The 22,490-nt window shown below is 66.4% G+C and carries 25 protein-coding genes; 5 read left to right on the top strand and 20 right to left on the bottom strand.

The window, feature by feature from the left end; translation table 11 throughout:
- Positions 1-40: 40 nt before the first annotated feature.
- The 3 genes from EP379_RS11430 to EP379_RS11420 are packed head-to-tail and all read left to right on the top strand — an operon-like array spanning position 41 to position 4,882.
- The gene (locus EP379_RS11430; protein WP_127477929.1) at positions 41-3,661 is read left to right on the top strand and encodes a YhdP family protein; all 3,621 of its coding nucleotides are present in this window, start codon (positions 41-43) and stop codon (positions 3,659-3,661) included.
- Between the two features lie 4 nt (positions 3,662-3,665).
- A complete protein-coding gene (locus EP379_RS11425) occupies positions 3,666-4,022 on the top strand; it encodes a hypothetical protein (protein ID WP_127477928.1) in 357 nt (118 codons plus the stop codon).
- 35 nt (positions 4,023-4,057) lie between these two features.
- Entirely contained in the window at positions 4,058-4,882 is an 825-nt protein-coding gene (locus tag EP379_RS11420) for a carbon-nitrogen hydrolase family protein (RefSeq protein ID WP_127477927.1), read from the top strand.
- 125 nt (positions 4,883-5,007) lie between these two features.
- Here the strand turns inward: EP379_RS11420 and EP379_RS11415 are convergent, their stop codons facing one another.
- The 20 genes from EP379_RS11415 to EP379_RS11320 form a co-directional block, all read right to left on the bottom strand.
- Complete coding sequence (locus tag EP379_RS11415; protein ID WP_127477926.1) at positions 5,008-6,945, bottom strand: DUF389 domain-containing protein; 1,938 nt, start codon at positions 6,943-6,945, stop codon at positions 5,008-5,010.
- A 79-nt stretch (positions 6,946-7,024) separates the two neighbouring features.
- Positions 7,025-7,528 carry a ribosome biogenesis factor YjgA gene (gene yjgA / locus EP379_RS11410; RefSeq protein WP_127477925.1) on the bottom strand — a complete coding sequence of 168 codons (504 nt, stop codon included), beginning with the start codon at positions 7,526-7,528 and terminating at the stop codon, positions 7,025-7,027.
- A complete protein-coding gene (gene mgtE / locus EP379_RS11405; protein WP_127477924.1) occupies positions 7,528-8,886 on the bottom strand; it encodes a magnesium transporter in 1,359 nt (452 codons plus the stop codon). The genes yjgA and mgtE overlap by 1 nt, the downstream gene beginning before the upstream one ends.
- 121 nt (positions 8,887-9,007) lie before the next feature.
- Positions 9,008-10,747 (bottom strand): phosphoenolpyruvate--protein phosphotransferase, encoded by a 1,740-nt coding sequence (gene ptsP / locus EP379_RS11400; protein WP_127477923.1) that lies wholly within the window; start codon positions 10,745-10,747, stop codon positions 9,008-9,010.
- 9 nt (positions 10,748-10,756) lie between these two features.
- The gene (locus tag EP379_RS11395) at positions 10,757-11,026 is read right to left on the bottom strand and encodes an HPr family phosphocarrier protein (RefSeq protein WP_127477922.1); all 270 of its coding nucleotides are present in this window, start codon (positions 11,024-11,026) and stop codon (positions 10,757-10,759) included.
- 156 nt (positions 11,027-11,182) lie between these two features.
- Positions 11,183-11,593, bottom strand: a complete 411-nt coding sequence (locus EP379_RS11390) for a PTS sugar transporter subunit IIA (RefSeq protein WP_127477921.1) — start codon at positions 11,591-11,593, stop codon at positions 11,183-11,185.
- Positions 11,593-12,450, bottom strand: coding sequence for an RNase adapter RapZ (gene rapZ, locus EP379_RS11385; RefSeq protein ID WP_127477920.1), 858 nt, complete (start codon positions 12,448-12,450; stop codon positions 11,593-11,595). Before rapZ ends, EP379_RS11390 begins: the two co-directional genes overlap by 1 nt.
- The gene (gene hprK / locus EP379_RS11380; protein ID WP_127477919.1) at positions 12,447-13,400 is read right to left on the bottom strand and encodes an HPr(Ser) kinase/phosphatase; all 954 of its coding nucleotides are present in this window, start codon (positions 13,398-13,400) and stop codon (positions 12,447-12,449) included. The genes rapZ and hprK overlap by 4 nt, the downstream gene beginning before the upstream one ends.
- An 18-nt stretch (positions 13,401-13,418) precedes the next feature.
- Positions 13,419-13,880 carry a PTS IIA-like nitrogen regulatory protein PtsN gene (gene ptsN / locus EP379_RS11375; protein ID WP_127477918.1) on the bottom strand — a complete coding sequence of 154 codons (462 nt, stop codon included), beginning with the start codon at positions 13,878-13,880 and terminating at the stop codon, positions 13,419-13,421.
- Positions 13,881-13,904: 24 nt separating this feature from the next.
- Positions 13,905-14,237: a ribosome hibernation-promoting factor, HPF/YfiA family gene (hpf, locus tag EP379_RS11370; RefSeq protein ID WP_127477917.1), complete on the bottom strand. Its 333-nt coding sequence runs from the start codon at positions 14,235-14,237 to the stop codon at positions 13,905-13,907.
- A gap of 42 nt (positions 14,238-14,279) precedes the next feature.
- On the bottom strand, positions 14,280-15,800 hold the full coding sequence (locus tag EP379_RS11365; RefSeq protein WP_127477916.1) for an RNA polymerase factor sigma-54: 1,521 nt from the start codon (positions 15,798-15,800) through the stop codon (positions 14,280-14,282).
- 193 nt (positions 15,801-15,993) lie between these two features.
- Positions 15,994-16,725 carry an LPS export ABC transporter ATP-binding protein gene (lptB, locus tag EP379_RS11360; RefSeq protein ID WP_127477915.1) on the bottom strand — a complete coding sequence of 244 codons (732 nt, stop codon included), beginning with the start codon at positions 16,723-16,725 and terminating at the stop codon, positions 15,994-15,996.
- Positions 16,722-17,234 (bottom strand): lipopolysaccharide transport periplasmic protein LptA, encoded by a 513-nt coding sequence (gene lptA / locus EP379_RS11355; protein ID WP_127477914.1) that lies wholly within the window; start codon positions 17,232-17,234, stop codon positions 16,722-16,724. The genes lptB and lptA overlap by 4 nt, the downstream gene beginning before the upstream one ends.
- Complete coding sequence (gene lptC, locus EP379_RS11350) at positions 17,218-17,781, bottom strand: LPS export ABC transporter periplasmic protein LptC (protein WP_172600457.1); 564 nt, start codon at positions 17,779-17,781, stop codon at positions 17,218-17,220. The genes lptA and lptC overlap by 17 nt, the downstream gene beginning before the upstream one ends.
- Positions 17,778-18,305, bottom strand: a complete 528-nt coding sequence (gene kdsC, locus EP379_RS11345) for a 3-deoxy-manno-octulosonate-8-phosphatase KdsC (protein WP_269471024.1) — start codon at positions 18,303-18,305, stop codon at positions 17,778-17,780. Before kdsC ends, lptC begins: the two co-directional genes overlap by 4 nt.
- Positions 18,306-18,442: 137 nt before the next feature.
- On the bottom strand, positions 18,443-19,429 hold the full coding sequence (locus EP379_RS11340; protein WP_127477911.1) for a KpsF/GutQ family sugar-phosphate isomerase: 987 nt from the start codon (positions 19,427-19,429) through the stop codon (positions 18,443-18,445).
- Positions 19,426-19,626 carry a heavy-metal-associated domain-containing protein gene (locus EP379_RS11335; RefSeq protein ID WP_127477910.1) on the bottom strand — a complete coding sequence of 67 codons (201 nt, stop codon included), beginning with the start codon at positions 19,624-19,626 and terminating at the stop codon, positions 19,426-19,428. Before EP379_RS11335 ends, EP379_RS11340 begins: the two co-directional genes overlap by 4 nt.
- A gap of 12 nt (positions 19,627-19,638) precedes the next feature.
- A complete protein-coding gene (locus EP379_RS11330) occupies positions 19,639-20,631 on the bottom strand; it encodes a calcium/sodium antiporter (RefSeq protein WP_127477909.1) in 993 nt (330 codons plus the stop codon).
- 211 nt (positions 20,632-20,842) lie between these two features.
- Positions 20,843-21,589, bottom strand: coding sequence for an MlaA family lipoprotein (locus EP379_RS11325; protein ID WP_197722779.1), 747 nt, complete (start codon positions 21,587-21,589; stop codon positions 20,843-20,845).
- Positions 21,590-21,672: 83 nt separating this feature from the next.
- Positions 21,673-21,858 carry a hypothetical protein gene (locus EP379_RS11320; protein ID WP_127478906.1) on the bottom strand — a complete coding sequence of 62 codons (186 nt, stop codon included), beginning with the start codon at positions 21,856-21,858 and terminating at the stop codon, positions 21,673-21,675.
- Positions 21,859-21,966: 108 nt separating this feature from the next.
- Between EP379_RS11320 and relB the strand changes: the two genes are divergently transcribed.
- Together relB and EP379_RS11310 are read left to right on the top strand one after the other, a co-directional pair.
- Positions 21,967-22,209 (top strand): type II toxin-antitoxin system RelB family antitoxin, encoded by a 243-nt coding sequence (relB, locus tag EP379_RS11315; protein ID WP_127477908.1) that lies wholly within the window; start codon positions 21,967-21,969, stop codon positions 22,207-22,209.
- Positions 22,199-22,489, top strand: coding sequence for a type II toxin-antitoxin system RelE/ParE family toxin (locus EP379_RS11310; RefSeq protein WP_127477907.1), 291 nt, complete (start codon positions 22,199-22,201; stop codon positions 22,487-22,489). The genes relB and EP379_RS11310 overlap by 11 nt, the downstream gene beginning before the upstream one ends.
- The last annotated feature ends 1 nt before the right edge of the window (position 22,490 follow it).

Below are 22,490 nucleotides of genomic sequence, written 5' to 3'. Positions count from 1 at the left end.
AATCGAAATACCCTTGATCCCACTCCGGGAAGCGTATCGCATGGAAAAGCCCAGCCTGTTTCGCCGCCTGCGCCGTGCGCTGTGGTTTGCTACGGCGGGGGGGGTGATCCTGGTGGCGGTGCTGTTGACCCTGACGCGTTTGCTGTTGCCGGGGCTGGAAGGTTATCGCGGCCAGGTGGAGGCGCTGGCCAGTGCCGCCCTGGGTCAACCGGTGCGCATCACCACCCTGAGTTCGCGCCTGCATGGCCTGAGTCCGCTGGTGGTGCTGGAAGGGGTGGAACTGCTCGATGCCGCCGCGCAGATGCCGGTGGCACGTCTCGGCGAGGTGGCCATCGGCATCGATGTGCTGGCCAGCCTGCGGCGCATGCAGCCGGTAATGGCCTCTCTTGCGGTGAGCGGCGCCGAACTGACCGTCGTGCGCCAGGCCGACGGGCGTATCGCCGTGCAAGGGGTGGTCGGTCAGGGCGAGGCGGCGGCGGGCACCTCCGGCATAGGCCGGTGGCTGCTGGCGCAGGAGCGGTTGGCGTTGCAGGAAAGCCGCCTGCACTGGGATGACCGCAAGAGCGGTCACCGGCTCGATTTCGAACGCGTGGAGATCACGCTCCACAACCGGGATGAGCGCCATCAGCTCAACGTCGATATCGCTTTGCCGCCGGGGGCCGGCCGTGATCTGCGCCTCCACCTCGACCTGGAGGGGAATATCCTGCAGCCCGGCGCCTGGGCCGGGCGTGGCCACATCCAGGGGCGCGGTCTGCGTCCGCTCCCCTGGCTGGAAGAGTGGGGGCCCCTGGCCGGTATCTCCCTGCACCAGGGGGTGTTCGATTTCCAGATGTGGGGGGAGTGGGAGGCCGGCCGCCTGGTACGCATCGACGGTGAGGTCGGTGCACAGCAGCTGAGGCTGGCGGCGGCGGGGGGTGGGGTGGAACTGGCCGCCGTCGGGGGAGGGGTACAGTGGCAACGTGATGCGGAGGGTTGGGAGCTGCGGCTGCACGATCTGCGCCTGACGCAGCGGCAGGATGAACGCACCGAACCGGCGCAGTTGCGTGTGCGGCGCAATGGCGGCTGGGACGTGCAGCTTACCGCTCTGCGGTTGGAGGATATTGCGACGCTCGTCCCCCTGGTGCCGGGAGTGGATGAGGAGATGCGCGCGGCCCTGCATGCCCTGCAGCCGCGCGGGCGGCTGCGCGAGCTGCGTCTTGTGCTGGCGGGCGATGGCCGGCCGGCCCATGTCCAGGGGGCAGTGGAGCAGGGGGTGCTGGCGCCCTGGCAGCGCCTGCCCGGTGTCAGCGGATTGCAGGCGGAATGGGTATGGGACGGCAGTAACGGCCGTGTGCTGCTCGACAGTCACGACGGCATGCTGACGCTGCCGCGACTGTTCCGCGCGCCCCTGTCCCTGCAGCAACTGCAGGGCGAGATCGGCCTGTCGCGGGATGGCGACGGCTGGCGAGTCGCCGTCAATGGCATGCGTGTGGCCAATGCCGACATCCACGCGGCGGTCGACGCCGTCATCAATCTGCCGCGCCATGATGCGCCTTATCTCGATCTGCGCGGTGTGTTCTGGAACGGCCGTGCCGTGGCCACGCCGCGCTACCTGCCGGCGGCGATCATGGGCAGCGAGGCGCTGGCCTGGCTGGATGCCGCGTTCCAAGACGGCCGCGTCACTCAGGGCAGCGTGCTGTTCCATGGCCCCCTGCATGCCTTTCCCTTCGATGGTCAGGAAGGTCGCTTCGAGGTGGATTTCGGCGTTGAAGGTGCCGAGTTGTTCCTGCGTCCCAACTGGCCCAGCCTGCGCCAGACCGATGCCCGTGTGCGTTTCCTCAACCGTGGCATGGTGATCGATGTCGCCAGCGGCCGTATGTACGACAGTGCCATCGGGCCGACCCGGGTGGCCATCGACGATTTGCATCAGCCCCTGCTGAGCGTGCGGGGGATGGCGCAGCTGAATGGTGATGATGCCCTCCGCCTGCTGCGTGACACGCCGCTGCGTGAGCATGTGGGTGAGTACGTCTCCGCCCTGCGCCTGGAGGGACAGAGTGCCCTGGAACTGGCCTTCGACCTGCCGCTGCAGAAGGCGCTGGCTGCCAGTCAGCCGTTCCGCCTCGACGGGACGGTGACTTTGCAGGACAACCGGTTGTGGCTCGAGGAGCGCTTTGCCATCGAGGCGATCAGCGGCCGGCTGGCCTTCAGCGAAACCGGCCTGCAGGCGGAGGCCCTGCAGGCACGCCTGCTGGACGCGCCGGCCAGTATCACCATTTACGGCGAGGGAGCGGGTAACAGCGCCCGCACGGTATTTGCCGGTCGCGGCACCCTGACTGCGACGGGCTTGCGTCGCCTGGCGGATACGCCGCTGCTCGATCAGGTGCACGGCAGCGCCCCCTGGCAGGCCACCCTCACCGTTCCCCATGGTGGCGGTGAAGAGGGGGCCGTGTTGCGTGTCTACTCCGACTTGCACGGCATGGAGCTGGCCCTGCCGCCTCCCCTGGCCAGGGCGGCGGAGGACGGGTCGGCACTGGAGCTGGTGCACCATTTCTCCGGACCGCGGCGCGGGCAGTTGCGCCTGGGCTACGGCGAGGTGCTGACGGCGCGGCTGGCACTGGATGATGCGGGCCGCGTGCAGCGCGGGGCGCTGCATTTCGGTGCCGGCAAGGCGGTACTGCCGGCGGCGAAGGAGTTGCATATCAGCGGCCGCCTGCGCGCGCTGGACTTGGGCCGCTGGCGCCGGTTGCTGGGCAGCGGCGGCATGGGTGGCACCTTGCCGTTGCGACTGGAGATGGAGGAGCTGCATCTGCTGCCGGCCTCCGGCGAGGACATACCGGCCGCACCCGGCGGCGATCTGCCGCCGTTGCAGGTACAGATCCAGCGCTTCGGCTACGGTGACCTGCAGCTCGGCCAGCTCGGCTTTTCCCTGCGCAGCAGCCGTGCGGCGGTGCAGGTGAACGACCTGTCGGTACAGGGGCCGGCCCTGCAACTGAGCGGACAGGCGCGCTGGCAGTTGCGGCCGCGTTCCTACAGCGAGGTGAAGCTGCATCTGGCATCGCCGGATGTGGGACAGATGCTCCAGGACCTGCAGGTGGCCAGCGTCATTACCCGCGGCACCGCGCAGGTCGACATCGAGCTCAACTGGCCCGGCCGGTTGACCGAGCTGGACCTGGCGCGCCTGGACGGGCGTCTGCATGTACGCATCGAGGACGGCAAGCTGGACGAGGTCAGCCCCGGCGCCGGCCGCCTGCTGGGCCTGCTCAGCCTGCAGGCCCTGCCGCGCCGCCTGATCCTGGACTTCCGCGACCTGTTCCAGAAGGGGTTGGCGTTCAACAGCATCGAGGGCGATATCACTCTCCATGCCGGCGATGCGCACACCTCGAACATGGTGATGGATTCCGCCGCCGCGGTGGTGCGCATCGAAGGACGCACCGGACTGGTGGCACGCGACTATGATCAGCGCATTACGGTAGTGCCCAATCTGTCCGGCACCGCGCCGGTGGTCGGCACGCTGGCCTTCGGGCCGCAGGTGGGCGCGGTGATGCTGCTGTTCCAGCGCCTGTTGCACAAGAATGTCGACGAGGCGGCGCGCACCGAGTACCGCATCACCGGCTCATGGGATCAGCCACTGGTGGAAAAGCTGGAGCTGCCGCCTGCGGCGCCGGTAGAGGGAGCATCGTAAGCGGATGGAAAATGGTATTCTGCAACGCATGAAGCGCGTGCTGTGGACAGCGGTGTGGTTGCTGATGGCCGGTGGTGTCACGGCGGGCGAGCCGCTGTTCGTCACCGCCGCCGAGTGGGCGCAGCCGCGCACCGGCACGGCGCTGTTGCAGCACCCGGCCCTGGCGCAGGCGATGGCCGAACTGCACGATGGCCAGACCTTGCAGTTGCTCTATCCCGGCGGGGATGAGGGCAGCCTGTGGGCGCGCGAGCTGCAGGCCTGGCTGGTGGCCCTGGGGCTGTCGTCGCAGCGTATCGAACTGCTGCCCGGCAGCACGCGCGAGGACGCCATCGAGCTGCGTGTCAGCGGTGTGGCGCAATAACGAAGAATTCGTATAACGACCAAGGAGAACGCAGCGTGACTTCCGTGGCAGCCGTCCAGATGGCCTCCGGCCCCAATATCAGCGCCAACCTCGCCGAGGCCGAGCGCCTCATCGCCAAAGCCGCGGCCGCCGGCGCGCGTCTGGTGGTGCTGCCGGAAAACTTCGCCCTGATGTGCATGCACGAGTTCGACAAGGTCAAGGTGCGCGAGGCGGACGGCAAGGGGCAGATCCAGGACTTCCTCGCCCGCACCGCCGCGCGCTACGGCATCTGGCTGGTGGGCGGCACCGTGCCGCTGGTGGCCGACGATGCCAACAAGGTGCGCGCCGCCTGCCTGCTGTTCGATGACAAGGGCAAGCGTGTCGCCCGTTACGACAAGGTGCACCTGTTCGACGTGCACCTGGAAGAAAGTAACGAGGACTACGCCGAATCGCGCACCATCGAACCGGGCAACAACGTGGTGGTGGTGGACACCCCCTTCGGTCGCCTCGGCCTCGCCGTGTGCTACGACCTGCGCTTCCCCGAACTGTTCCGCCGCATGGTGCAGGAGAACGTCGAGATCATCGCCCTGCCGTCCGCCTTCACCGCCATCACCGGCAAGGCGCACTGGGAGCCGCTGATCCGCGCCCGCGCCATCGAGAACCTGAGCTACATCATCGCCTCGGCCCAGGGCGGCTATCATGCCAACGGCCGCGAGACCCATGGTGATTCGATGATCGTCGACCCGTGGGGCGTGGTGATGGACCGCCTGCCGCGCGGCTCCGGCTTCGTCATGGCCGACATCGAACGCTCCCGCCTGCAGGCGATCCGCCGCAATTTCCCCGCGCTGGATCATCGCCGCCTGCCTTGCACCTTGCCCTGAAAAACAGATACAAGAGCACAGGGGAAAGATGCAAGGCAGGGAACGCGCGGCGCTCGTGGTGTTTCATTAATCCGATAACCGCGCGTAGCGCCGGCATCCCCTTGCATCTTTTCTCTTGTCGTCGTTCAGAGTTGCAACCGTGGCGTCACTTCCAGCTCCACCTCGCGCCCCCACCGTTCACTCAATAGTTGCTTCAACGCCTTGAGGTCGTCGATGTCGACGGGCTGGCGCGCACTGACATCGGCGCGCAGCAGCACCTTGTCGCGCTGGATCGCCACCTGCAATTGTTTGAGGTGCAGCTGCTTGCCGTGGATCTGGAATACGGTGGTGGCGGCATCGCGTTCGATGCTCCAGTAGCTGTAGATGTTGTAGAACGATACCGACAGCGGCACGCTGATCAGGCCGAGCAGCAAGAGGGAAATGGCCAGCCCCCGTTTGGCCTTGAGGATCGGCGCATAACCGAGCACCAGGAAGGTGACGGCGGCGGCGAGGGCGATGCCCACCAGGTTGGTGAGGAACAGCAGCAGGGCGCCGCTGATGATGTGCAGGTCCATCCAGCCGATACCGATGCCGGCCACGCACAGCGGCGGCGCCAGCGCCACGGCGATGGCGACACCGGGCAGGCTTTTCATCACGCTTTCACGGGCGTGGGCATAGGCGCCGGCGATGCCGGCGGCGATGGCCACGCCGAGATCGAGCAGATTGGGGTTGAGGCGGCCGGCCATCTCCGGGGTGATCTTCTCGAAGGGGATGATCAGGGCGATCAAGGCGGCGGTGCCCAGGGCCAGCAGTGTGCCGATGCCGATGGTGGTGAGCGAGGTGGCAAGCAGGCTGCGGTCGCCGCGCAGAATGCCCATGGCGAGCGAAATGATCGGCGCCATCAGCGGTGCCAGTACCATGGCGCCGATGATCACCGCGGCGCTGGAGAGAAAAAGCCCCAGGGTGGCGACGATGGCGCTCAGCACCATCAGCAGCAGGAAGTGCGCCGGGGCGCGCGCGCTGTCGCGCAGCTGCAGGAACAATTCCTTGAAGTCCTCTTCCAGGGCGTGGGTGAACAGCGGCAGGCTGCGCTGGATCATCGCCACGCGTGCCTCGTTGGTGGGCAGGTTCTCGACCTTCACCGTGTCCTTGTCGTCGGCCTGGATTTCATGCTGCGCGTGGTAGGCAGCACTGAGGTTGAGGCGTACCGCTGCCGGCAGAATCTCCAGCTCTATGTTTTCCGCCAGACGCCGCCGGCCGTCGATGAAGTAGCGCAGCGGGCGCGGACTTTCGATCTGCAGATAACTGCTCTTGATGTAGCTGATGGCAGTGGGCAGGCGGTTTACTTTCTGTTCACCCCACACCAGGGCGGTGAACAGGAAGGCGAGGTACTCCATGATCGATTTGGGCGCGATGAGGATGGTGGATACCTTGCCGTCCTGCACCGAGATGGTGGTGTTGAGCAGGCGTGCGGCGGCGTTGCTGACGTCGTTCTCGATGGCCACCAGCCCGGTGATGGCGGTCGGAAAGGTTTTGTCCTTCCCAGTGGTGACCTTCACCGGAAAGGGGTGGATGGCGAACAGGTTGCGGAAACTGTACAGCAGCAGAGTCAGGGTGTAGCGCAGGGCACGCAGCCAGGAGCCGGTGCGTTCACGATAGATGCGGCTGCCGGTGCTGAGGAAGGGGGTTTCGCCCAGCAGGACCGTACCGAGGGCGATTTCGTCGTTGCAGCGCAGGAGGTCGATGGCCTGGGCGCCGTCGTCGAAGGCGAGGGCAATGGCCTCGTCGGCGCTACGCGGCACACGGAACCAGTCATACAGGCGGCTGCGCGGATCGAGCGGCAGAAAGCCGAGAGAAACGTTTTCAACGCGGATCCGTTGCAGCAGCGGCGCCAGTGTGGCGTCATCCACCAGGGCCACTACGTGGCTGCAACCATGCAGGCTTGCCGCCGGGCGCTGCAGGAAGTCTTCAGTCGTGGCGCGCAGTAGGGTGATACCCTGCGCTGCCGCGAAGGCGGTGATGGGGGCGACCTGCGCCTCGGCTGATGGCGGTGCTACCAGCAGGGCACGACTGACCAATGGCATGAACGACCTCCCTTCGTCCCCGGAGCTGACGGCGGCTGACGGCTGTACAATGACGCCACGATGGCGTCGCCTGTCTGTCTCAGCCGATCAGTGCGCGCAGGGCGCGGAACAGTTCACGTGCGCTCTTCGGCGGCTTGCCCTGCGCCTGTTCGGTCTGGGCGGCGCGCATCAGCTGGCGCAGTTGCTGGCGATCGGCGTGGGGAAATTCGTCCAGCAGTGCGGTCAGCGCGGCGTCGCCTTCGGCGATGAGGCGGTCACGCCAGCGCTCGCACTGGTGATGATGGGCGACGGTGAGGGCGTGGCGGCTCTGCAGGCGTTCCAGCGCCTCGCGGATCGGCGCATCGTCCTCCAGGCGCAGCAGTTTACCGAGGTACTTGAGCTGGCGCTTGCGCGCGCCGTGGGCGGTGATGCCGCGCGTCTCCTTCACCGCGGCAAGCACGGTTTCCGACAGCGGAATCTGCGCCAGTTGCTGCGGCGCCAGCTCCACCAGGGCGGCGCCGAGGTCGAGCAGTTCGTGGGCATCACGCTTGAGCTGGCTCTTGCTGGGGCCGAGGTCCGCGTCGTCGAAGTCGTCGTGCGTCATTACAGCAGGAAAATAGTGGCGAGGCCGAGGAAGATGAAGAAGCCACCGCTATCGGTGATGGCGGTGATCAGCACGCTGGAGCCTTCCGCCGGATCACGGCCGAGCTTTTCCAGCACCAGCGGTATCGTTACGCCCATCACGGCGGCCAGAAGCAGGTTGAGGGTCATGGCACCGGTCATCACCAGGCCGAGCGAAACGCTGCCATACAACAGGTAAGTGATGATGCCGAGGATGCTGCCCCAGATCAGGCCGTTGATCATGGCAATGCCCAGTTCCTTGAAGAACAGCAGTCGCGTGTTGCCGCGGTGGACGTGGCCGAGGGCCAGTCCGCGGACGATCATGGTGATGGTCTGGTTGCCGGAATTGCCGCCGATGCCGGCAACGATGGGCATCAGGGCGGCGAGGGCGACGATTTTCTCGATGGAGCCCTCGAACAGGCCGATGACGCGCGATGCGATGAGGGCCGTGACCAGGTTCACGGCGATCCAGGCCCAGCGGTTGCGCAGGCTGCCGCGGATGTCGGTGAACAGCCCTTCCTCGCGGCGCAGACCGGCCATGGACAACATGGACTGATCGGCTTCCTCGCGGATGACGTCCACTACGTCGTCGATGGTGATGCGGCCAAGCAGTTTGCCGTCGTCGTCGACCACCGGCGCGGAAATCAGGTCGTGCAGTTCGAACAGCTGTGCCACGTCGCTGGCCGGCGTATTGGCGTTGATGCCTTCCACGTCGCGGATCATCACCTCGGCGACGGACAGGTCGGGATTGCGCGTCAGCAGATCGGTGAGGGACAGCAGGCCGAGGTATTTGCCCTCGCGGTCCACCACCATCAGGCTGTCGGTGGTCTCCGGGATCTCGCCGTGCCAGCGCAGGTAGCGCAGCACCACGTCCAGGGTGATGTCCTCGCGCACCGTGATGGTGTCGACGTTCATCAGGCCGCCGGCACTGTCTTCCGGGTAGGACAGAACCTTTTCCAGGCGCGCACGGTGTTGGGCGTCCATGCTGCCGAGAATCTGCTGAATCACGTCCTCCGGCATCTCCGGCAGGATGTCGGCCAGATCGTCGGTGTCCAGTTCCTCGATGGCGGCCACCAGTTCCTGGGCATCCATTTCCCGGATCAGGGTGGCACGCACTTCATCGTTGACGTAGGTGAGTACCTCACCGTCCAGCTCCGGGCTGACCAGCTCCCAGGCGGTGATGCGCTCGGGCCCCGGCAGCGACTCCAGCAGCAGGGCGATCTCCGACGGATGCAAGTCGTCGAGCAGCCGTTGCGCCAGCTGCAGGTCGTCCTCCGCCAGCGCGTCACGCAGCGCTTGCAGGCGGTCGGTCTCCTTGTCCTGTTCGAGGGCGTCGGTCATTGTTCGGGAAAAAAGAACGGGAATCGGCGCGCAAAGTGTACCAAGCGGGGCCGGCAAAGGGAAAAAAGAAACGATGAAAGCGTTGTGATGCGCTATGGATTGCGCCGTGTGTGGGGCCGCCTCAGTCGGCGGCGTTCAGTTCGGCCAGCAGGCGCATGGACTGCTCCATATCGTCCTGGCGCAGAATCTTGCGCGCCGCGCGGCGCAGCGGTTCCAGCTCGCTGCCGGTGATGATGCGCTTGACCTCCAGCAGGGCCGGCGGCGGCACGCTGAATTCGGTCAGGCCCAGGCCGAGCAACAGGCGGGTGAGCTGGGGATCGCCGGCCATTTCGCCGCACATGGTGACCGGGATACCGGCGTCCTGGCCGGCGCGCAGGGTGGTGTGGATCAGGCGCAGCACGGCCGGGTGCAGCGGTTGATACAGATGGCCCAGGGCCTCGTCGAGACGATCGGCCGCCAGGGTGTACTGGATCAGGTCGTTGGTGCCGATGGAAAGGAAATCGAGGCGGCGCGCGAAATCCTCGGCGCACACCGCGGCGGCAGGCACCTCGATCATGCCGCCGACAGCGATGTCCCCGGCGTAGGGCTGGCGGCAGCGGCGCAAGTCTTCCCTGGTTTCGTCGATCAATTCCCGCACCTGGCGGATCTCCTGCACCGTGCTCAGCATCGGGATCAGCAGCCGTACCGGTCCATGCTGCGAGGCGCGCAGGATGGCGCGCAGTTGTGGACGGAACAGCTCGGGCTCGCGCAGGCACAGGCGCACCGCGCGCAGGCCGAGGGCCGGATTGGCGGCGCTACGCTCGCTACCGACGCCGTCGGCGGTCTTGTCGGCGCCGAGATCGAGGGTGCGGATGGTGACCGGCATGCCCTTCATCGCCTTCACCACCTTGCTGTAGGCGCGGTATTGCTCCTCCTCGTCCGGCGGTGCGCTGCGGTTCATGTAGAGAAACTCGGTGCGGTACAGGCCGATGCCGGCGGCGCCGACGCGCCGTGCCGCCTGGATGTCCTCCGGCAGCTCGATGTTGGCGAACAGGGTGATCGGCACACCGTCGCGGGTGATGGCCGGCGTGTCCTTGAGGCGGCGCAATTCGCTGCGCGCGCGCCGTTCCTGCTGCTGGCGGGCGCGATAAAAGGTGGTGCCGGCGGCATCGAGACCGGCCAGCAGCACGCCCTGGCGGCCGTCCACCACCACCGGCTCGCCTTCGCGGATGTATTGCCAGGCGTTGTGCGCGCCGACCACGGCGGGTATGCCCAGGCTGCGCGCCAGGATCGCCACATGGGACATGGGGCCGCCGTGTTCGGTGACGATGGCGGCGACGTCGTGCTGATGCAGCAGCATCAGTTCGTCCGGCGACAGGTCGTCGGTGACGATGATGCGGCCGCCCTGCGCCTCGGCGGCGATGGCGGCCTCGCGCTGGTCCTGGTTGAGCAGGATCTGTTGTACGCGCAGGATGGCGTGTTCGACATCGTCGCGGCGGGTGCGCAGATAGGCATCGTCCATCTGGTCGAATACCTTGGTGAGCGCCTCCTGCTGGAGGTGCAGGGCCCATTCGGCGTTGCAGCCCTCGCGCAGGATCAGCTCGATGGGCACCGTGGCGAGGGTGGCGTCCTCCAGCATCAGCAGGTGGGTGTCGATGAAGGCGGTGATGTCGGCGGCCGTGCCGCCGGGGATCTGGTTGCGTACCGCGCGCAGCTGGGCGCGCGCCGCCTCCAGCGCAGTGATGAAACGCTCCACCTCCTCGTCGACGAGGTGGGGCGGCAGGACATAATGGGGAATATCGAGTCTGCCGCGCTGCAACAGCCGCGCCGGGCCGAGGGCGATGCCGGGGGAGACGCCGGTGCCGTGCAGCGCGACGGGCATCGCCGGTCCCTATTCGTCCTCGCCGAAGCGATCGGCGATGAGTTGTTCCAGCTTGGCCAGCGCCTCCTGCTCGTCCGGCCCGTCGATGGTGAGCTGGACGGTGCTGCCGCAGGCGGCGGCCAGCATCATCACCCCCATGATGCTCTTGCCGTTGACGCTGCGGCCGTTGCGCGCGATCTGCACGTTGCTGGCGCAGGACGAGGCGACGTTGACGAACTTGGCCGCGGCGCGGGCGTGCAGGCCGAGACGGTTGACGATGGTGAGTTCCTTGCTGAGCATGTCCAAATCCAGGTACGAGTTGAAGGGTACGAGGTACGAGGAAGGCGTGCGCTGGGCGCACGGTGTTTTACATATAACACGAGCGCAGCGAGTTCCTTCCTCGTACCTTGCATCTCGTCCCTCGTGCCTCTGTTTTCCGGGGCTGTGTCCCTTTCGTTATCGTTCTCTTTCTCCACACAGCATGATGCCGTCGCGGCCGCCCGTGGCGGCCTTCTCCGCCAGTTCATCCAGGGCGAGGCTGTGGTAGTTGCACACCTTGAGCAGCATCGGCAGGTTGATGCCGGAGACCACGCGCACCTGCGGCCACTCCAGCAGGCGGCAGGCGATGTTGCCCGGGGTGGAGCCGTACAGATCGGTGAGCACCAGCACGCCGGCACCCTTGTCCAGCGCGGTGGCAAGACGGCGCGCCTCGGCGGCGGTCTGGTCCGGGTCGGCGTCCAGCGGCACGGTGAGCACTTCCAGCGGCAGCGGACAGTGGCCGAGGATGGCGTCGGCGGTGCTGCGCAGCACATGGCCGAGCGGATCGTGGGTGATCAGCAGGACGCCGATTTTCGCTGTGCCGTTCATCAGGAGAGTTCGCGGTGACGCACGCTGACCTTGGCACGATCGCTGGCGAAGTGACGCGCCAGGCGCTCGGCGAAATACACCGAACGGTGCTGGCCGCCGGTACAGCCGATGGCGACGGTGAGGTAGCTGCGGTTGTCGTTTTCGAAGTGCGGCAGCCAGGTGCTGATGAAACCGCTGATGGACTGGAACATCTTTTCCACTTCGGGCTGTTGCTCCAGAAAGGTGATCACGTCGGCGTCGCGGCCGGTGAGGGCGCGCAGGCTGGGCTTCCAGTGCGGATTGGGCAGACAGCGGATGTCGAACACGAAATCGGCGTCCACCGGGATGCCGTGCTTGTAGCCGAAGGATTCGAACAGCAGCGACAGCTTGCCGGCCGACGAGGCCCCGACGTGGGCCTGCACCAGGTCGCGCAGCTGGTGCACGTTGGTGTGGCTGGTGTCGAGGCGCAAATCGGCACGCGAGGCGATGGGCTCCAGCAGTTCGCGTTCGCGGCGGATGGCGTCCGCCAGCGGGGTGTCGCCGCGGGTGAGCGGATGCGGTCGGCGTGTCTCCGAGAAGCGCTTGAGCAGGGTGTCGTCGTCGGCATCCATGAACAGGATCTGGTAGGGGATGCCGCTCTCGCGGATGTGCTTGAGCGCGTCGGGCAGGGCGCTGAAGTCGTTGACCAGGTTGCGCGCGTCGACGCCGACGGCGGCGTTGCTGTAGCCCTGGCGCTCGGCGGCCTGCAGTTCCTGCACGAAGGCGGGCAGCAGGCCCACCGGCAGGTTGTCGATGCAGTAGTAGCCGAGGTCTTCCAGCGCGTGCAGGGCGATGGACTTGCCGGAGCCGGAGGTGCCGCTGACGATGTACAGCTTCATTCCTGTTCTTCCCGCGCGATGAGGTGGCGCTGGCGCTCGATGAAGTGGGCGGTGGCGTCGTAGCCGTTCTCGCGCAGGATGTGGTTGCGCGCCGCCGCCTCCACCAGCACGGCGAGGTTGCGGCCGGGCGCCACCGGCAGCTGGATCTCCGGCACCTCCACCTCGAACAGGGTGCGGTGGCTGAAGCTGCCCTGCAGGCGATCGATGTTGTGGATGTCGCTCTTGGCGACCGGCACCAGATTGACGATCAGGCGCAGGTTCTTGTGCCGTTTCACCGCGCTGTCGCCGAACATGGCGCGGATGTTGAGCAGGCCGAGGCCGCGCACCTCGAGGAAGTCTTGCAGCAGCTCGGGGCAGCTGCCGCGCAGGGTGTCCGGGCCGACGCGGCGGAACTCCGGGGCATCGTCGGCGATGAGGATGTGGCCGCGGGTGATGAGCTCCAGCGCCAGCTCGCTCTTGCCCACCGAACTTTCCCCGGTGAGCAGCACGCCGATGCCCATGACATCCATGAACACGCCATGCACCACCTGTTTGTCGGCCAGCAGATCGGAGAGGTAGTAGTCGAGGTGATTGAGCAGCTTGTCACTGGCCAGGGCCGAGCCGAGCAGCGGGGTGCCGTGCTGTTCGGCGGCGCGGCGCAGGGCCGGCGGCGCTGGCAGGCCGCCGGCGATGAGAACGGCCAGGGTGGGCTCGGTGAACAGGTGGTCCAGCGCCTCGGTGTAGGTCTTTTCGTCCAGGCCGAGCAGGTAGTCCAGTTCCGCCGCGCCGAGGATCTGCAGGCGCGAGGGATGGATCAGGTTGAGATAGCCGACCAGGGCGGCATCGGTGGCATCAGCGGGGTCGCGGCCGATGGTGCGCTCGGCACCGGCATGTCCTGCCAGCCAGTGCAGCGCCAGCCGTTTCTGGTAGGTCTCGAACAGGACACGGACGCTGAGGGGCGCGACGGGCATGGCGGGGCGAGCACTGGATCAGGCGGCCGGCTTCCACTGGCTGAGCAGAGTATGCAGCTCGGCGGCGGAGGCGGCGGCGCGCAGGCGGGCGACGAAGGCGGTGTCGCTGAACATCTCCGCCAGCTGGGCCAGCAACTGCAGATGTTCCTGGGTGGACTGTTCCGGCACCAGCAGGCCGAACAGCAGGTCCACCGGCTCGCCGTCGACGGCGTCGAAGTCGATGGGCTGCTGCAGCTTGATGAAGGCGCCGACCGTCACCGTGCCGTTCTTGACGCGGCCGTGGGGAATGGCCACGCCATGCCCCAGTCCGGTGCTGCCGAGACGCTCGCGGGCGATCAGGCTGTCGAACACGTCGGTCGGGTTCAATGCCTGCTGGTCGCCGGCGATGAGTGCGCTCAGCTGTTCCAGCACCCGTTTCTTGCTGGCCGCCGGGTCGCCGCAGGCGACGCGTCCGGCCGTTAGCAGGTCTGCGATATGCATGATGGGGGCGCGGCCGACCGGACCTTATTCGCCGGCGGTGGTGTTCTTCAGCGTGGCGCCTTCCGTGCGGTGGTGATCGGTGAGCTTTTCCTTGTGCTTCTTGATCTGGCGATCCAGCTTGTCGGCCAGGGCGTCGATGGCGGCGTACATATCCTCTTCCTCGGCGTTGGCGAACAGGTTGTTGCCGGTGATGGAGAAGGTGGCCTCGGCCTTGTGGCGCAGTTTTTCCACGCTCAGTACCACATGCACGTTGGTGACGTGGTCGAAGTGGCGCTCCAGGCGCTCCAGCTTGCTGCTGACATAGTCACGCAGGGCGGGGGTGATTTCGACGTGGTGGCCGGTGAGGTTGAGTTGCATGGTGTTCTCCTTGGGACGGTTCAAGTGCAATAGGTGATGAAATCAGGACAGACGTTTGCGTTCGTTGGACGGCGGGATGTTCATGGCTTCGCGGTATTTGGCGACGGTGCGACGGGCCACGTTAATCCCCTGTTTGCAAAGCACTTCGGCGATCTTGCTGTCGCTGAGCGGCTTGGCCGGATTTTCCTCGGCGATCATGTTCTTGATAAATGCCCGTATGGCGGTGGACGAGCACTCGCCACCGCTGGCGGTGCTGACGTGACTGGAGAAGAAATACTTCAGCTCGAAAATCCCGCGCGGGGTGTGCATGTATTTCTTGGTGGTCACGCGGGAGATGGTGGATTCGTGCATGCCCACCTCCTGGGCAATATCATGCAGCACCAGCGCCTTCATTGCCACCTCGCCTTGTTCCAGGAAGCCGCGCTGGTGTTCGACGATGCAGCTGGCCACCTTGAGTAGGGTCTCGTTGCGGCTCTGCAGGCTCTTGATGAACCAGCGCGCCTCCTGCAGGTGGTTTTTCAGAGTGGTGTTGTCGCTGGCCGAGCCGGCCTGTTTCATCAGGCCGGCGTAGGTGGCGTTGATGCGCAGGCGCGGCGCCGCCTCCGGGTTCAGCTCCACACGCCAGGCGCCCTTGACCTTGCGCACGATGACATCGGGCACGATGTATTCGGTGCGCGCGCTGGAGATCTGCGCACCGGGGCGCGGGTTGAGCGACTGGATCAGTTTGATGATGCGGCCCAGTTCCTCGTCCTCCAGCTTGAGACGGCGCTTGAGCTGGTTGTAGTCGCGGCCGGCCAGCAGGTCGAAATGGTCGGTGAGCAACTGCACTGCGGCTGCGCGCTGCGGGGTGTCCTCCGGTAGCTGGCGCAGCTGCAGCAGCAGGCTTTCGCGCAGGTCGCGCGCCGCCACCCCCGGCGGGTCGAGGTTCTGCACTGCGTGCAGTACCGCCTCCACCTCGTCCGGGTCGATGTCAAATTCCCCGCGCAGGCCTTCATACAGCTCCTCCAGCGGCACGCTGAGGAAGCCGTCGTCATCCACCGCGTCGACGATGGCCTCGGCGATGGCGCGGTCGGTGTCGCTCATGGGCATCAGGCGCAGTTGCCAGGTGAGGTGTTCCTGCAGGGTTTCGCCCGAGGTGTCGCCGTAGTCGGTGTCGTAGTCCTCGCTGTCGTAGCTGGAGGTGCCGCCGCTGTTGATGTTGTCGTAGATGTCTTCCCAGGCGCTGTCCACCGGCAGTTCGTCGGGGATGTCGCTGCTGGTCTGCAGTTCCAGGTCGTGCTCGGCGGCGGGGGCCTCGTGGCGCGGCGCGGCCTCCGCCACTTCGCTGTCGGGGTAGTTGTCCGCTTCCGGCACCGGCGCGATGGCTTCGTCACCCGCGTCGAGACCTTCCAGGCCCTCGTCCTCGCCCTCCTCGGCCAGTTCCAGCATGACGTTGGATTCCAGCGCCTGCTGCACCTCCATCTGCAGCTCGAGCGTCGACAGCTGCAACAGGCGGATCGCCTGCTGCAGTTGCGGGGTCATGGTGAGCTGCTGACCGAGGCGGAGCTGTAATGACTGTTTCATTGGGTTATTGGGGCGCCGGGAGGCGGGAGGAGGATTCTACCGCAAAGAGCATGCCAGGGTAAGAAAGGTACGAGATTCGGGGGACGAGATACGAGTTACGGAGCGCGCTGTGAGCGGCCAAACTGCCCGGGCGTTGCGCAGCGCAGGTCTCCCTCGCCTCTCGTACCTTGAACCGCGTACCTGGCCGGGCACCCTAAAGCTTGAACCCCTCGCCCAGGTAAACCTTTCTAACCTGCTCATTCTTCAGCAAATCTTCCGGCGTTCCGGCGGCGATGACCTGGCCGTCGCTCATGATGTAGCCGCGGCCGCAGATGCCGAGGGTCTCGCGCACGTTGTGGTCGGTGATGAGGACCCCGATGTTGCGTTCGCGCAGGTGGTTGATGATGCCCTGGATATCCAGCACCGAGATGGGGTCGACGCCGGCAAAGGGTTCGTCGAGCAGGATGAAGCGGGGCTCCATGGCCAGGGCGCGGGCGATCTCCACCCGGCGCCGCTCGCCGCCGGACAGGCTCATGCCGGTGTTGTTGCGGATGTGGCCGATGTGCAGCTCCTCCAGCAGGCCCTCCAGCTTTTCCTCGCGCTGGGCGCGGGACAGTTCGCTGCGGGTCTCCAGGATGCCGAGGATGTTTTCGGTCACGGTGAGCTTGCGGAACACCGAGGCCTCCTGCGGCAGGTAGCCGACGCCGCGCCGGGCGCGGCGGTGGATGGGGTCGCGGGTGATGTCGAGGCCGTCGATGGTGATGCTGCCGGCATCGCAGGGGACCAGGCCGACGATCATGTAGAAGCAGGTGGTCTTGCCGGCGCCGTTGGGGCCGAGCAGACCCACCACCTCGCCGCTGTCGATGTGCAGCGAGACGCTCTTGACCACGGTGCGCGCCTTGTAGCGCTTGGCCAGCCCTTCGGCACTGAGGCGGGCGCTGGTCATGGTTTCTTCTCCCCTTCGGTGCGCGGCTGGATGACGGCATGGACACGGCCGCCGCCGCCGTTGTCCTGGCCGCTGGCCTGCACCCGGCTCTGCACGATGTCGTAGTCGATGCGCTCGCCGCTGAAGCGGTCGCCGCCCTGCTGGACCCAGGCGGCGCCGCGCAGATGCAGGCGATCTTCGCTGACGCGGTAGTCGAGCCGCAGGGCCTCGCCCTCGACGTCCGCCGTGGCGCCCTCCGGGCGCTGGCGGAAGCGCACCGGCCGGCCCTCCGCCTCGAGGCGATCCAGTTCGTCGTTGCTGCGGTAGACCTTGAGCAGGTCGGCCTCCATGTGCAGCGTGCCCTGATCCAGCACCACATTGCCGCGGTAGGTGCTGACCCCGCTGCGGTTGTCCATTTCCGCCCAGTCGGCACGCACGTGGATGGGTTGTCGGCGGTCGCTCTCCAGGGCGGCGGCCAGGCCCGGCAGGGCGAGCAGGAGGCAGCCGAGAAGCTTAAGGTGACGGGACATAGTTCCCCCTGACCTGGGCCAGCAGCACCAGGCGCTCTTCCTTCATGTAGGCGCGCATGCCGACGGCGTCGACACGGCCCTCCGGGTTGGTGATGGTGACCGGGGCATCCGTTTCGGCGTAGCGCTCCTTCGGCCGCAGCAGCATGGCGTCGGTGGTGAGCACCAGCAGGCCGCCCGCGTCCTCGCGGGTCATGCGCACACCGCCGGACAGCTGCACTTCCCTGCCGTCGCCGCTGACCAGGCCGCGGGCGGCGTCGATCTGCCAGGGCGGCGTGCCGTCCGCCGTGTCGTACAGCGTCATGCGCGGCGCGGTCAGGTCCATCGAGCCGTCATCGGCGTAGCGCAGCATGAATTCGGCGGCCAGGCGCTGGTCCGGCCGGCCCTCCAGGTTCATGGTGGTGGTGATGAAGTCGCGCAGAAAATATTCCGGCACGTGTCTTGCCTCGGCGGCCCGCTCGCGCTCGGTCTCCTCGCGCCGGCTGAACAGCCAGTGGGCGAGGAGGGCGAGGGCGACCAGCAGCGTGACGGCAAGGAGGCGGCGGTTCATGCGAGATAGTGTTGCAGCTGGGCATCGAGCGTGCCCTGCGCGCGCATGATCAGTTCGCATACGTCGCGCGCGGCGCCGCGACCGCCGCCGTGCTCGCTGATCCAGTGGGCATGCTGTTTGACCAGGGGGTGGGCGTCCTGTACCGCCAGGGCCAGGCCGACGCGGCGCATCACCGGCAGGTCCACTACATCGTCACCGGTGTAGGCCACCTGATGCGGTGCCAGGCCGAGCTTGGCGATCAGTTCCTCGAAGGCCGGCAGCTTCTCCAGCTTGCCCTGGTAGACATGACGGATGCCGAGGCTGTCCATGCGGTGTTTGACCACCTGCGAGGTGCGGCCGGTGATGATGCCGATCTCCACGCCGCTGGCCTGCAGCATCTTCATGCCGTGGCCGTCGCGGGAGTGGAAGGCCTTGTATTCCTGGCCGTCATCGCCCAGGTACAGGCTGCCGTCGGTGAGCACGCCGTCGACGTCGAAGATCACCAGGCGTATCTGTGCGGCTTTTTCCAGTATGTCCTGCATCACATAACCCCAAAACAAGGTACGAGGGACAAGGTACGAGACACGAGGCCGGGGTGCGCTGCGCGCGTGTGTTTATAGAAGATTGTCGCGTAGCGACTCATTCCTCGTCCCTCGTAGCTTGTTATCTCGTACCTGCGTCGCTACACGACGCCGGCGCGCAGCAGGTCATGCATGTTGATGGCTCCGCACAGCACGCCGTCGGCGTCGACCACCGGCAGGGCGTTGATGCGCTTCTCGTCCATGATGCGCAGTGCCTCGGCGGCGAGCAGGTCGGCGCGGACGGTGGTGCAGCCGCGGGTCATCACCTGGGCCACCTGCATGCCGGCGATGGAAACCTCGCCGTGATCGAGCAGGCGGCGCAGGTCGCCGTCAGTGAAGATGCCGATGATGCGGCCGCGCTCGTCCACCACCGCGGTCATGCCCAGCCCCTTGCGCGTCATTTCCAGCAGGGCGTCGCGCAGCGACGCCTCCGCGCCGACGCGGGGAATGCTCTCGCCGGTGTGCATGATGTCCTCGATGCGCAGCAAGAGGCGCCGGCCCAGGCTGCCGGCCGGATGGGACAGGGCGAAGTCTTCGGCGGTGAAGCCGCGCGCCTCCAGCAGGGCCACGGCCAGGGCATCGCCCATGGCCAAGGTGGCGGTGGTGCTGGCGGTGGGGGCCAGGCCCAGCGGACAGGCCTCCTTGGCCACGCTGACATCCAGGTTGACCTCGGCGGCCTTGGCCAGGCGCGAGCGCGGGTTGCCGGTGAGGGTGATGAGTGGCACACCGAGGCGCTTGAGCAGGGGCAGGATGGTGAGGATCTCCTCGGTTTCGCCCGAGTTGGACAGGGCCAGCACCACGTCCTTGGGGGTGATCATGCCGAGATCGCCGTGGCTGGCCTCGCCGGGGTGGACGAAGAAGGCCGGCGAGCCGGTGCTGGCCAGGGTGGCGGCGATCTTGGCGCCGATGTGGCCGGACTTGCCCATGCCGGTGACCACGATGCGGCCCTCGCAGGCCAGCAGGTGGCGGCAGGCGCGGGCGAAGCCGGCATCGATGCGACCGCTGAGGGCGGCTACCGCCGCGGCCTCGGTCTCCAGCACTGCGCGGCCGAGCTGCTGCAGCTTGTCGTCGTCGGCGGGGCGCGTCATCCGGCCACCGGATAGCCCAGTTCGGCCAGCTTGGCGGTGAGGGCGGCGCGATCCAGTCCTTCGCCACGCACCGTCACTTGTCCCGCCAGCGTCACCTCCACGGCGCTGACGCCGGGCAGTCCTTGGAGGCCGTTGTGGATGTTGGCGACGCAGCCGCCGCATTTGACGTTTTGCACGCTGAACTCTTCCGTTTGCATGGGACTGCCTCCTTACTGGGTGCTGGCATGGAACAACAGGCCCAGATAGGCCAAGAAACCGGCCAGCAGGATACCGCCCTCCGGCCGGTTGATGCGGCCCTGGCCGCGGAAGCCGTAGGCGAAGGCGAACAGCAGCACGGTGAAGCCGAACATGATGGGGAAGTCACGCTCCATCACGCCGTTCGGGGTCGCCAGGGGTCTGATCAGACCGGGCAGGCCGAGCACGGCCAACAGATTGAACATATTGGAGCCCAACACGTTACCGATGGCAATGTCGTCCTCCCCCTTGAGGGCGCCGGCGACGGAGGCGGCCAGTTCCGGCAGGCTGGTGCCGATGGCGACGATGGTCAGGCCGATGATGAGGTCGGACACACCGAAATACTGCGCCACGTTGACCGCGCCCCACACCAACAGGCGCGAGCTGAGCAGCAGCACCACGAGGCCCAGCGCCACCCAGAACAGGGCGCGGCCCATGGGCATGTCGGCGGGGATCTCCTCGGCGAATTCGTCCTGTATCGGGTCGCAGGTTTGCAGCGCCGGGTCGCAGGCACGCTCACGCAGGCCCAGACTCACCAGCCAGTAAACCATCAGGCCGAAACCGGCCAGCAGGATCACGCCGTCGCTACGGCTGAGCTCGCCATCCAGCAGCAGGATCAGGGCCAGGGTGGTGACGGCGAACAGGATGGGGAACTCGCGGCGCAGGGTCTCCGACTTCACCGTCAGGGGGCTGAGCAGGGCGGTGAGGCCGAGCACCAGGCCGACATTGGTGATGTTGGAGCCGATGGCATTGCCCACCGCGATGCCGGGATTGCCGGCCCAGGCGGCCATGGCCGAGACCAGCATCTCCGGCGCCGAGGTGCCGAAGCCGACGATGGTCAGGCCGATGATCAGGGGCGATACGCCCAGGTTGCGGGCGGTGGCGGCGGCGCCGGTGACGAAACGGTCGGCGCCCCACACCAGCAGCACGAAGCCGCCGAGGATGGCTAGAAACGAGGTCCAGAGCATGGTCAGTGGTTCAAAGGGGTTGAAGCCGGGCATTCTGCCACAAGAAGACAGCTACGAGATACGAAGAACACAGGCACGCGGGGCAAGGGATGAGGTACGAAGGGATGTAGCGCAGCGCGACGGTTGATGTGGGCTGCGCGCGGCGCGCTCGATCTCTCGCCCCTCGTACCTGTGTTCTTCGTCCTTCCCGCCGGGCGCCGGTGCACGGCAGTTACTGCGCCATCGGTTCATCCGGCGGCAGATCGTCGAATTCGTCCAGGTCGAAGGCGGGCGCCGGCGGGTTGCCATCGTAGACCAGGTTTTCCCGCATCTGCAGATAGGATTCGCGCAGGAATAGATAGGGGTCGAGGGCGCCTTGCTCCAGCAGGCGGGTGGTGTGCAGCAGGCTGGCGCGGGTATCCACGGCCTCAAGACCGATGAGCGTATAGCGGGCACCGTCGCTCTCCACTTCGTTGACGAGGTTGAACTGGCTTCGATCCACTGCCAGGCCGGTGCCGTCGCGCAGCGAACTGGGGCCGAGGAAGGGCAGCACCAGATAAGGGCCGGAGCCGACACCCCAGTGGCCGAGGGTCTGGCCGAAATCCTCGTCGTGCTTGGGCAGCCCCATGGGGGTGGCGACATCGATGAGGCCGGCCAGGCCCACCGTGCTGTTCCACACCAGGCGCGAGAAGTCCGAGGCCGCCTGGCGCAGCTTGAATTGCAGCAGGTCGTTGGCCAGCACCACCACGTCGCCCAGGTTGCTGAAGAAGTTGGACACGCCGGTGCGCGCCGTCTGCGGCACCACGTTGACGTAGCCCTCGGCCACCGGCTTGAGAATCTTGTTGTCGAAATCGGTGTTGAAGTCGTACATGCCGCGGTTGAAGCTCTCCCAGGGATCGCGTGGGTCGCGCTCGCCGGGCACGGTGGCGCAGCCGGTGAGGGCGAGGAGCAGGGGCAGGAGGAGAAGACGCGGATTCAAGGTCGGAGGCTTTCTGGTTGGTGTTGGCTGTCACGCGGAACGAGCGGCACCTTACCTTATTTTTCCCCAAACCTGAAACCCGGCTATTTCGCCTCGGTTCTGGTGGCGCCGCAGCGGGCGCAGCGGTACAGGGTTACCAGCCGGCCCAGCTTGACGTCGAAGGGCTGTTCTTTCTGCACTTCCCAGCGGTGAAAGCCGCTCTTGCACAGGGTCTTGCCCTTGTGCTTTTCGGCGGGGGAGGGACGCTTGAATTTGAGGATTTCACCCATGAGGGGCAGTTTCAAGTTTCAAGTGACAAGTTGCAAGCGGGCCGGTTTTTCCTGAATCAGGACCGTGTGCTAGGATGTACACATTAGAGTACCTGCGAGGGGTAAGCCATGTCTACGACGATGACCGTCCGATTGGAACCCGATTTGAAGGAGCGGCTGGAACACTTGGCGGCGGCGACCCACCGTTCCAAATCGTTTTTGGCCGCCGAAGCGATACGTGAGTTCGTTGAACTGAACGAATGGCAGATCCGGGAGATCCAGGCCGCTTTGCAGGAGGCGGATGCGGGGGACTTCGCTTCGGCAGAGGAGGTCAATGACGTGCTTGGGCGGTGGGGCGTGAATGGAGATTAGATGGCTGCGCAAGGCGCTTGGCAATCTTGAGCAGGAAGCCTCTTACGTTGCCCGCGAGGATCCGGCGGCTGCGCGCATGGTGGTGCAACGCATTTGGCAGGCGGTCAGCCTGTTGGCGGAGAACCCGGCGCTGGGACAACCCGGTCGCATCCACGGTACCCGCGAATTGGTGATCAACCGGAGGCGTTACCTTATCCCCTATCGCGTGAATCCGCGCCTGCAATGCATCGAAATCCTGCGCGTGTTTCATGCCTCCCGCAAGCCGCCGCAACGCTGGTAAT

Origin of the sequence: Sulfurivermis fontis, assembly GCF_004001245.1 — a bacterium.
Classification (GTDB): domain Bacteria; phylum Pseudomonadota; class Gammaproteobacteria; order Thiohalomonadales; family Thiohalomonadaceae; genus Sulfurivermis; species Sulfurivermis fontis.
Note: the sequence above shows the minus strand (reverse complement) of the source record. Positions and strands in the feature narration are given on the sequence as shown.

Excerpts from the sequence above, each read along its gene's own strand:
- EP379_RS11430 (WP_127477929.1), top strand. The coding sequence starts at position 41 with ATGGAAAAGCCCAGCCTGTTTCGCCGCCTGCGCCGTGCGCTGTGGTTT.
- EP379_RS11425 (WP_127477928.1), top strand. The coding sequence starts at position 3,666 with ATGGAAAATGGTATTCTGCAACGCATGAAGCGCGTGCTGTGGACAGCG.
- EP379_RS11415 (WP_127477926.1), bottom strand. The coding sequence starts at position 6,945 with ATGCCATTGGTCAGTCGTGCCCTGCTGGTAGCACCGCCATCAGCCGAG.
- yjgA (WP_127477925.1), bottom strand. The coding sequence starts at position 7,528 with ATGACGCACGACGACTTCGACGACGCGGACCTCGGCCCCAGCAAGAGC.
- mgtE (WP_127477924.1), bottom strand. The coding sequence starts at position 8,886 with ATGACCGACGCCCTCGAACAGGACAAGGAGACCGACCGCCTGCAAGCG.
- ptsP (WP_127477923.1), bottom strand. The coding sequence starts at position 10,747 with ATGCCCGTCGCGCTGCACGGCACCGGCGTCTCCCCCGGCATCGCCCTC.
- EP379_RS11395 (WP_127477922.1), bottom strand. The coding sequence starts at position 11,026 with ATGCTCAGCAAGGAACTCACCATCGTCAACCGTCTCGGCCTGCACGCC.
- EP379_RS11390 (WP_127477921.1), bottom strand. The coding sequence starts at position 11,593 with ATGAACGGCACAGCGAAAATCGGCGTCCTGCTGATCACCCACGATCCG.
- rapZ (WP_127477920.1), bottom strand. The coding sequence starts at position 12,450 with ATGAAGCTGTACATCGTCAGCGGCACCTCCGGCTCCGGCAAGTCCATC.
- hprK (WP_127477919.1), bottom strand. The coding sequence starts at position 13,400 with ATGCCCGTCGCGCCCCTCAGCGTCCGTGTCCTGTTCGAGACCTACCAG.
- ptsN (WP_127477918.1), bottom strand. The coding sequence starts at position 13,880 with ATGCATATCGCAGACCTGCTAACGGCCGGACGCGTCGCCTGCGGCGAC.
- hpf (WP_127477917.1), bottom strand. The coding sequence starts at position 14,237 with ATGCAACTCAACCTCACCGGCCACCACGTCGAAATCACCCCCGCCCTG.
- EP379_RS11365 (WP_127477916.1), bottom strand. The coding sequence starts at position 15,800 with ATGAAACAGTCATTACAGCTCCGCCTCGGTCAGCAGCTCACCATGACC.
- lptB (WP_127477915.1), bottom strand. The coding sequence starts at position 16,725 with ATGACCAGCGCCCGCCTCAGTGCCGAAGGGCTGGCCAAGCGCTACAAG.
- lptA (WP_127477914.1), bottom strand. The coding sequence starts at position 17,234 with ATGTCCCGTCACCTTAAGCTTCTCGGCTGCCTCCTGCTCGCCCTGCCG.
- lptC (WP_172600457.1), bottom strand. The coding sequence starts at position 17,781 with ATGAACCGCCGCCTCCTTGCCGTCACGCTGCTGGTCGCCCTCGCCCTC.
- EP379_RS11340 (WP_127477911.1), bottom strand. The coding sequence starts at position 19,429 with ATGACGCGCCCCGCCGACGACGACAAGCTGCAGCAGCTCGGCCGCGCA.
- EP379_RS11335 (WP_127477910.1), bottom strand. The coding sequence starts at position 19,626 with ATGCAAACGGAAGAGTTCAGCGTGCAAAACGTCAAATGCGGCGGCTGC.
- EP379_RS11330 (WP_127477909.1), bottom strand. The coding sequence starts at position 20,631 with ATGCTCTGGACCTCGTTTCTAGCCATCCTCGGCGGCTTCGTGCTGCTG.
- EP379_RS11320 (WP_127478906.1), bottom strand. The coding sequence starts at position 21,858 with ATGGGTGAAATCCTCAAATTCAAGCGTCCCTCCCCCGCCGAAAAGCAC.
- relB (WP_127477908.1), top strand. The coding sequence starts at position 21,967 with ATGTCTACGACGATGACCGTCCGATTGGAACCCGATTTGAAGGAGCGG.
- EP379_RS11310 (WP_127477907.1), top strand. The coding sequence starts at position 22,199 with ATGGAGATTAGATGGCTGCGCAAGGCGCTTGGCAATCTTGAGCAGGAA.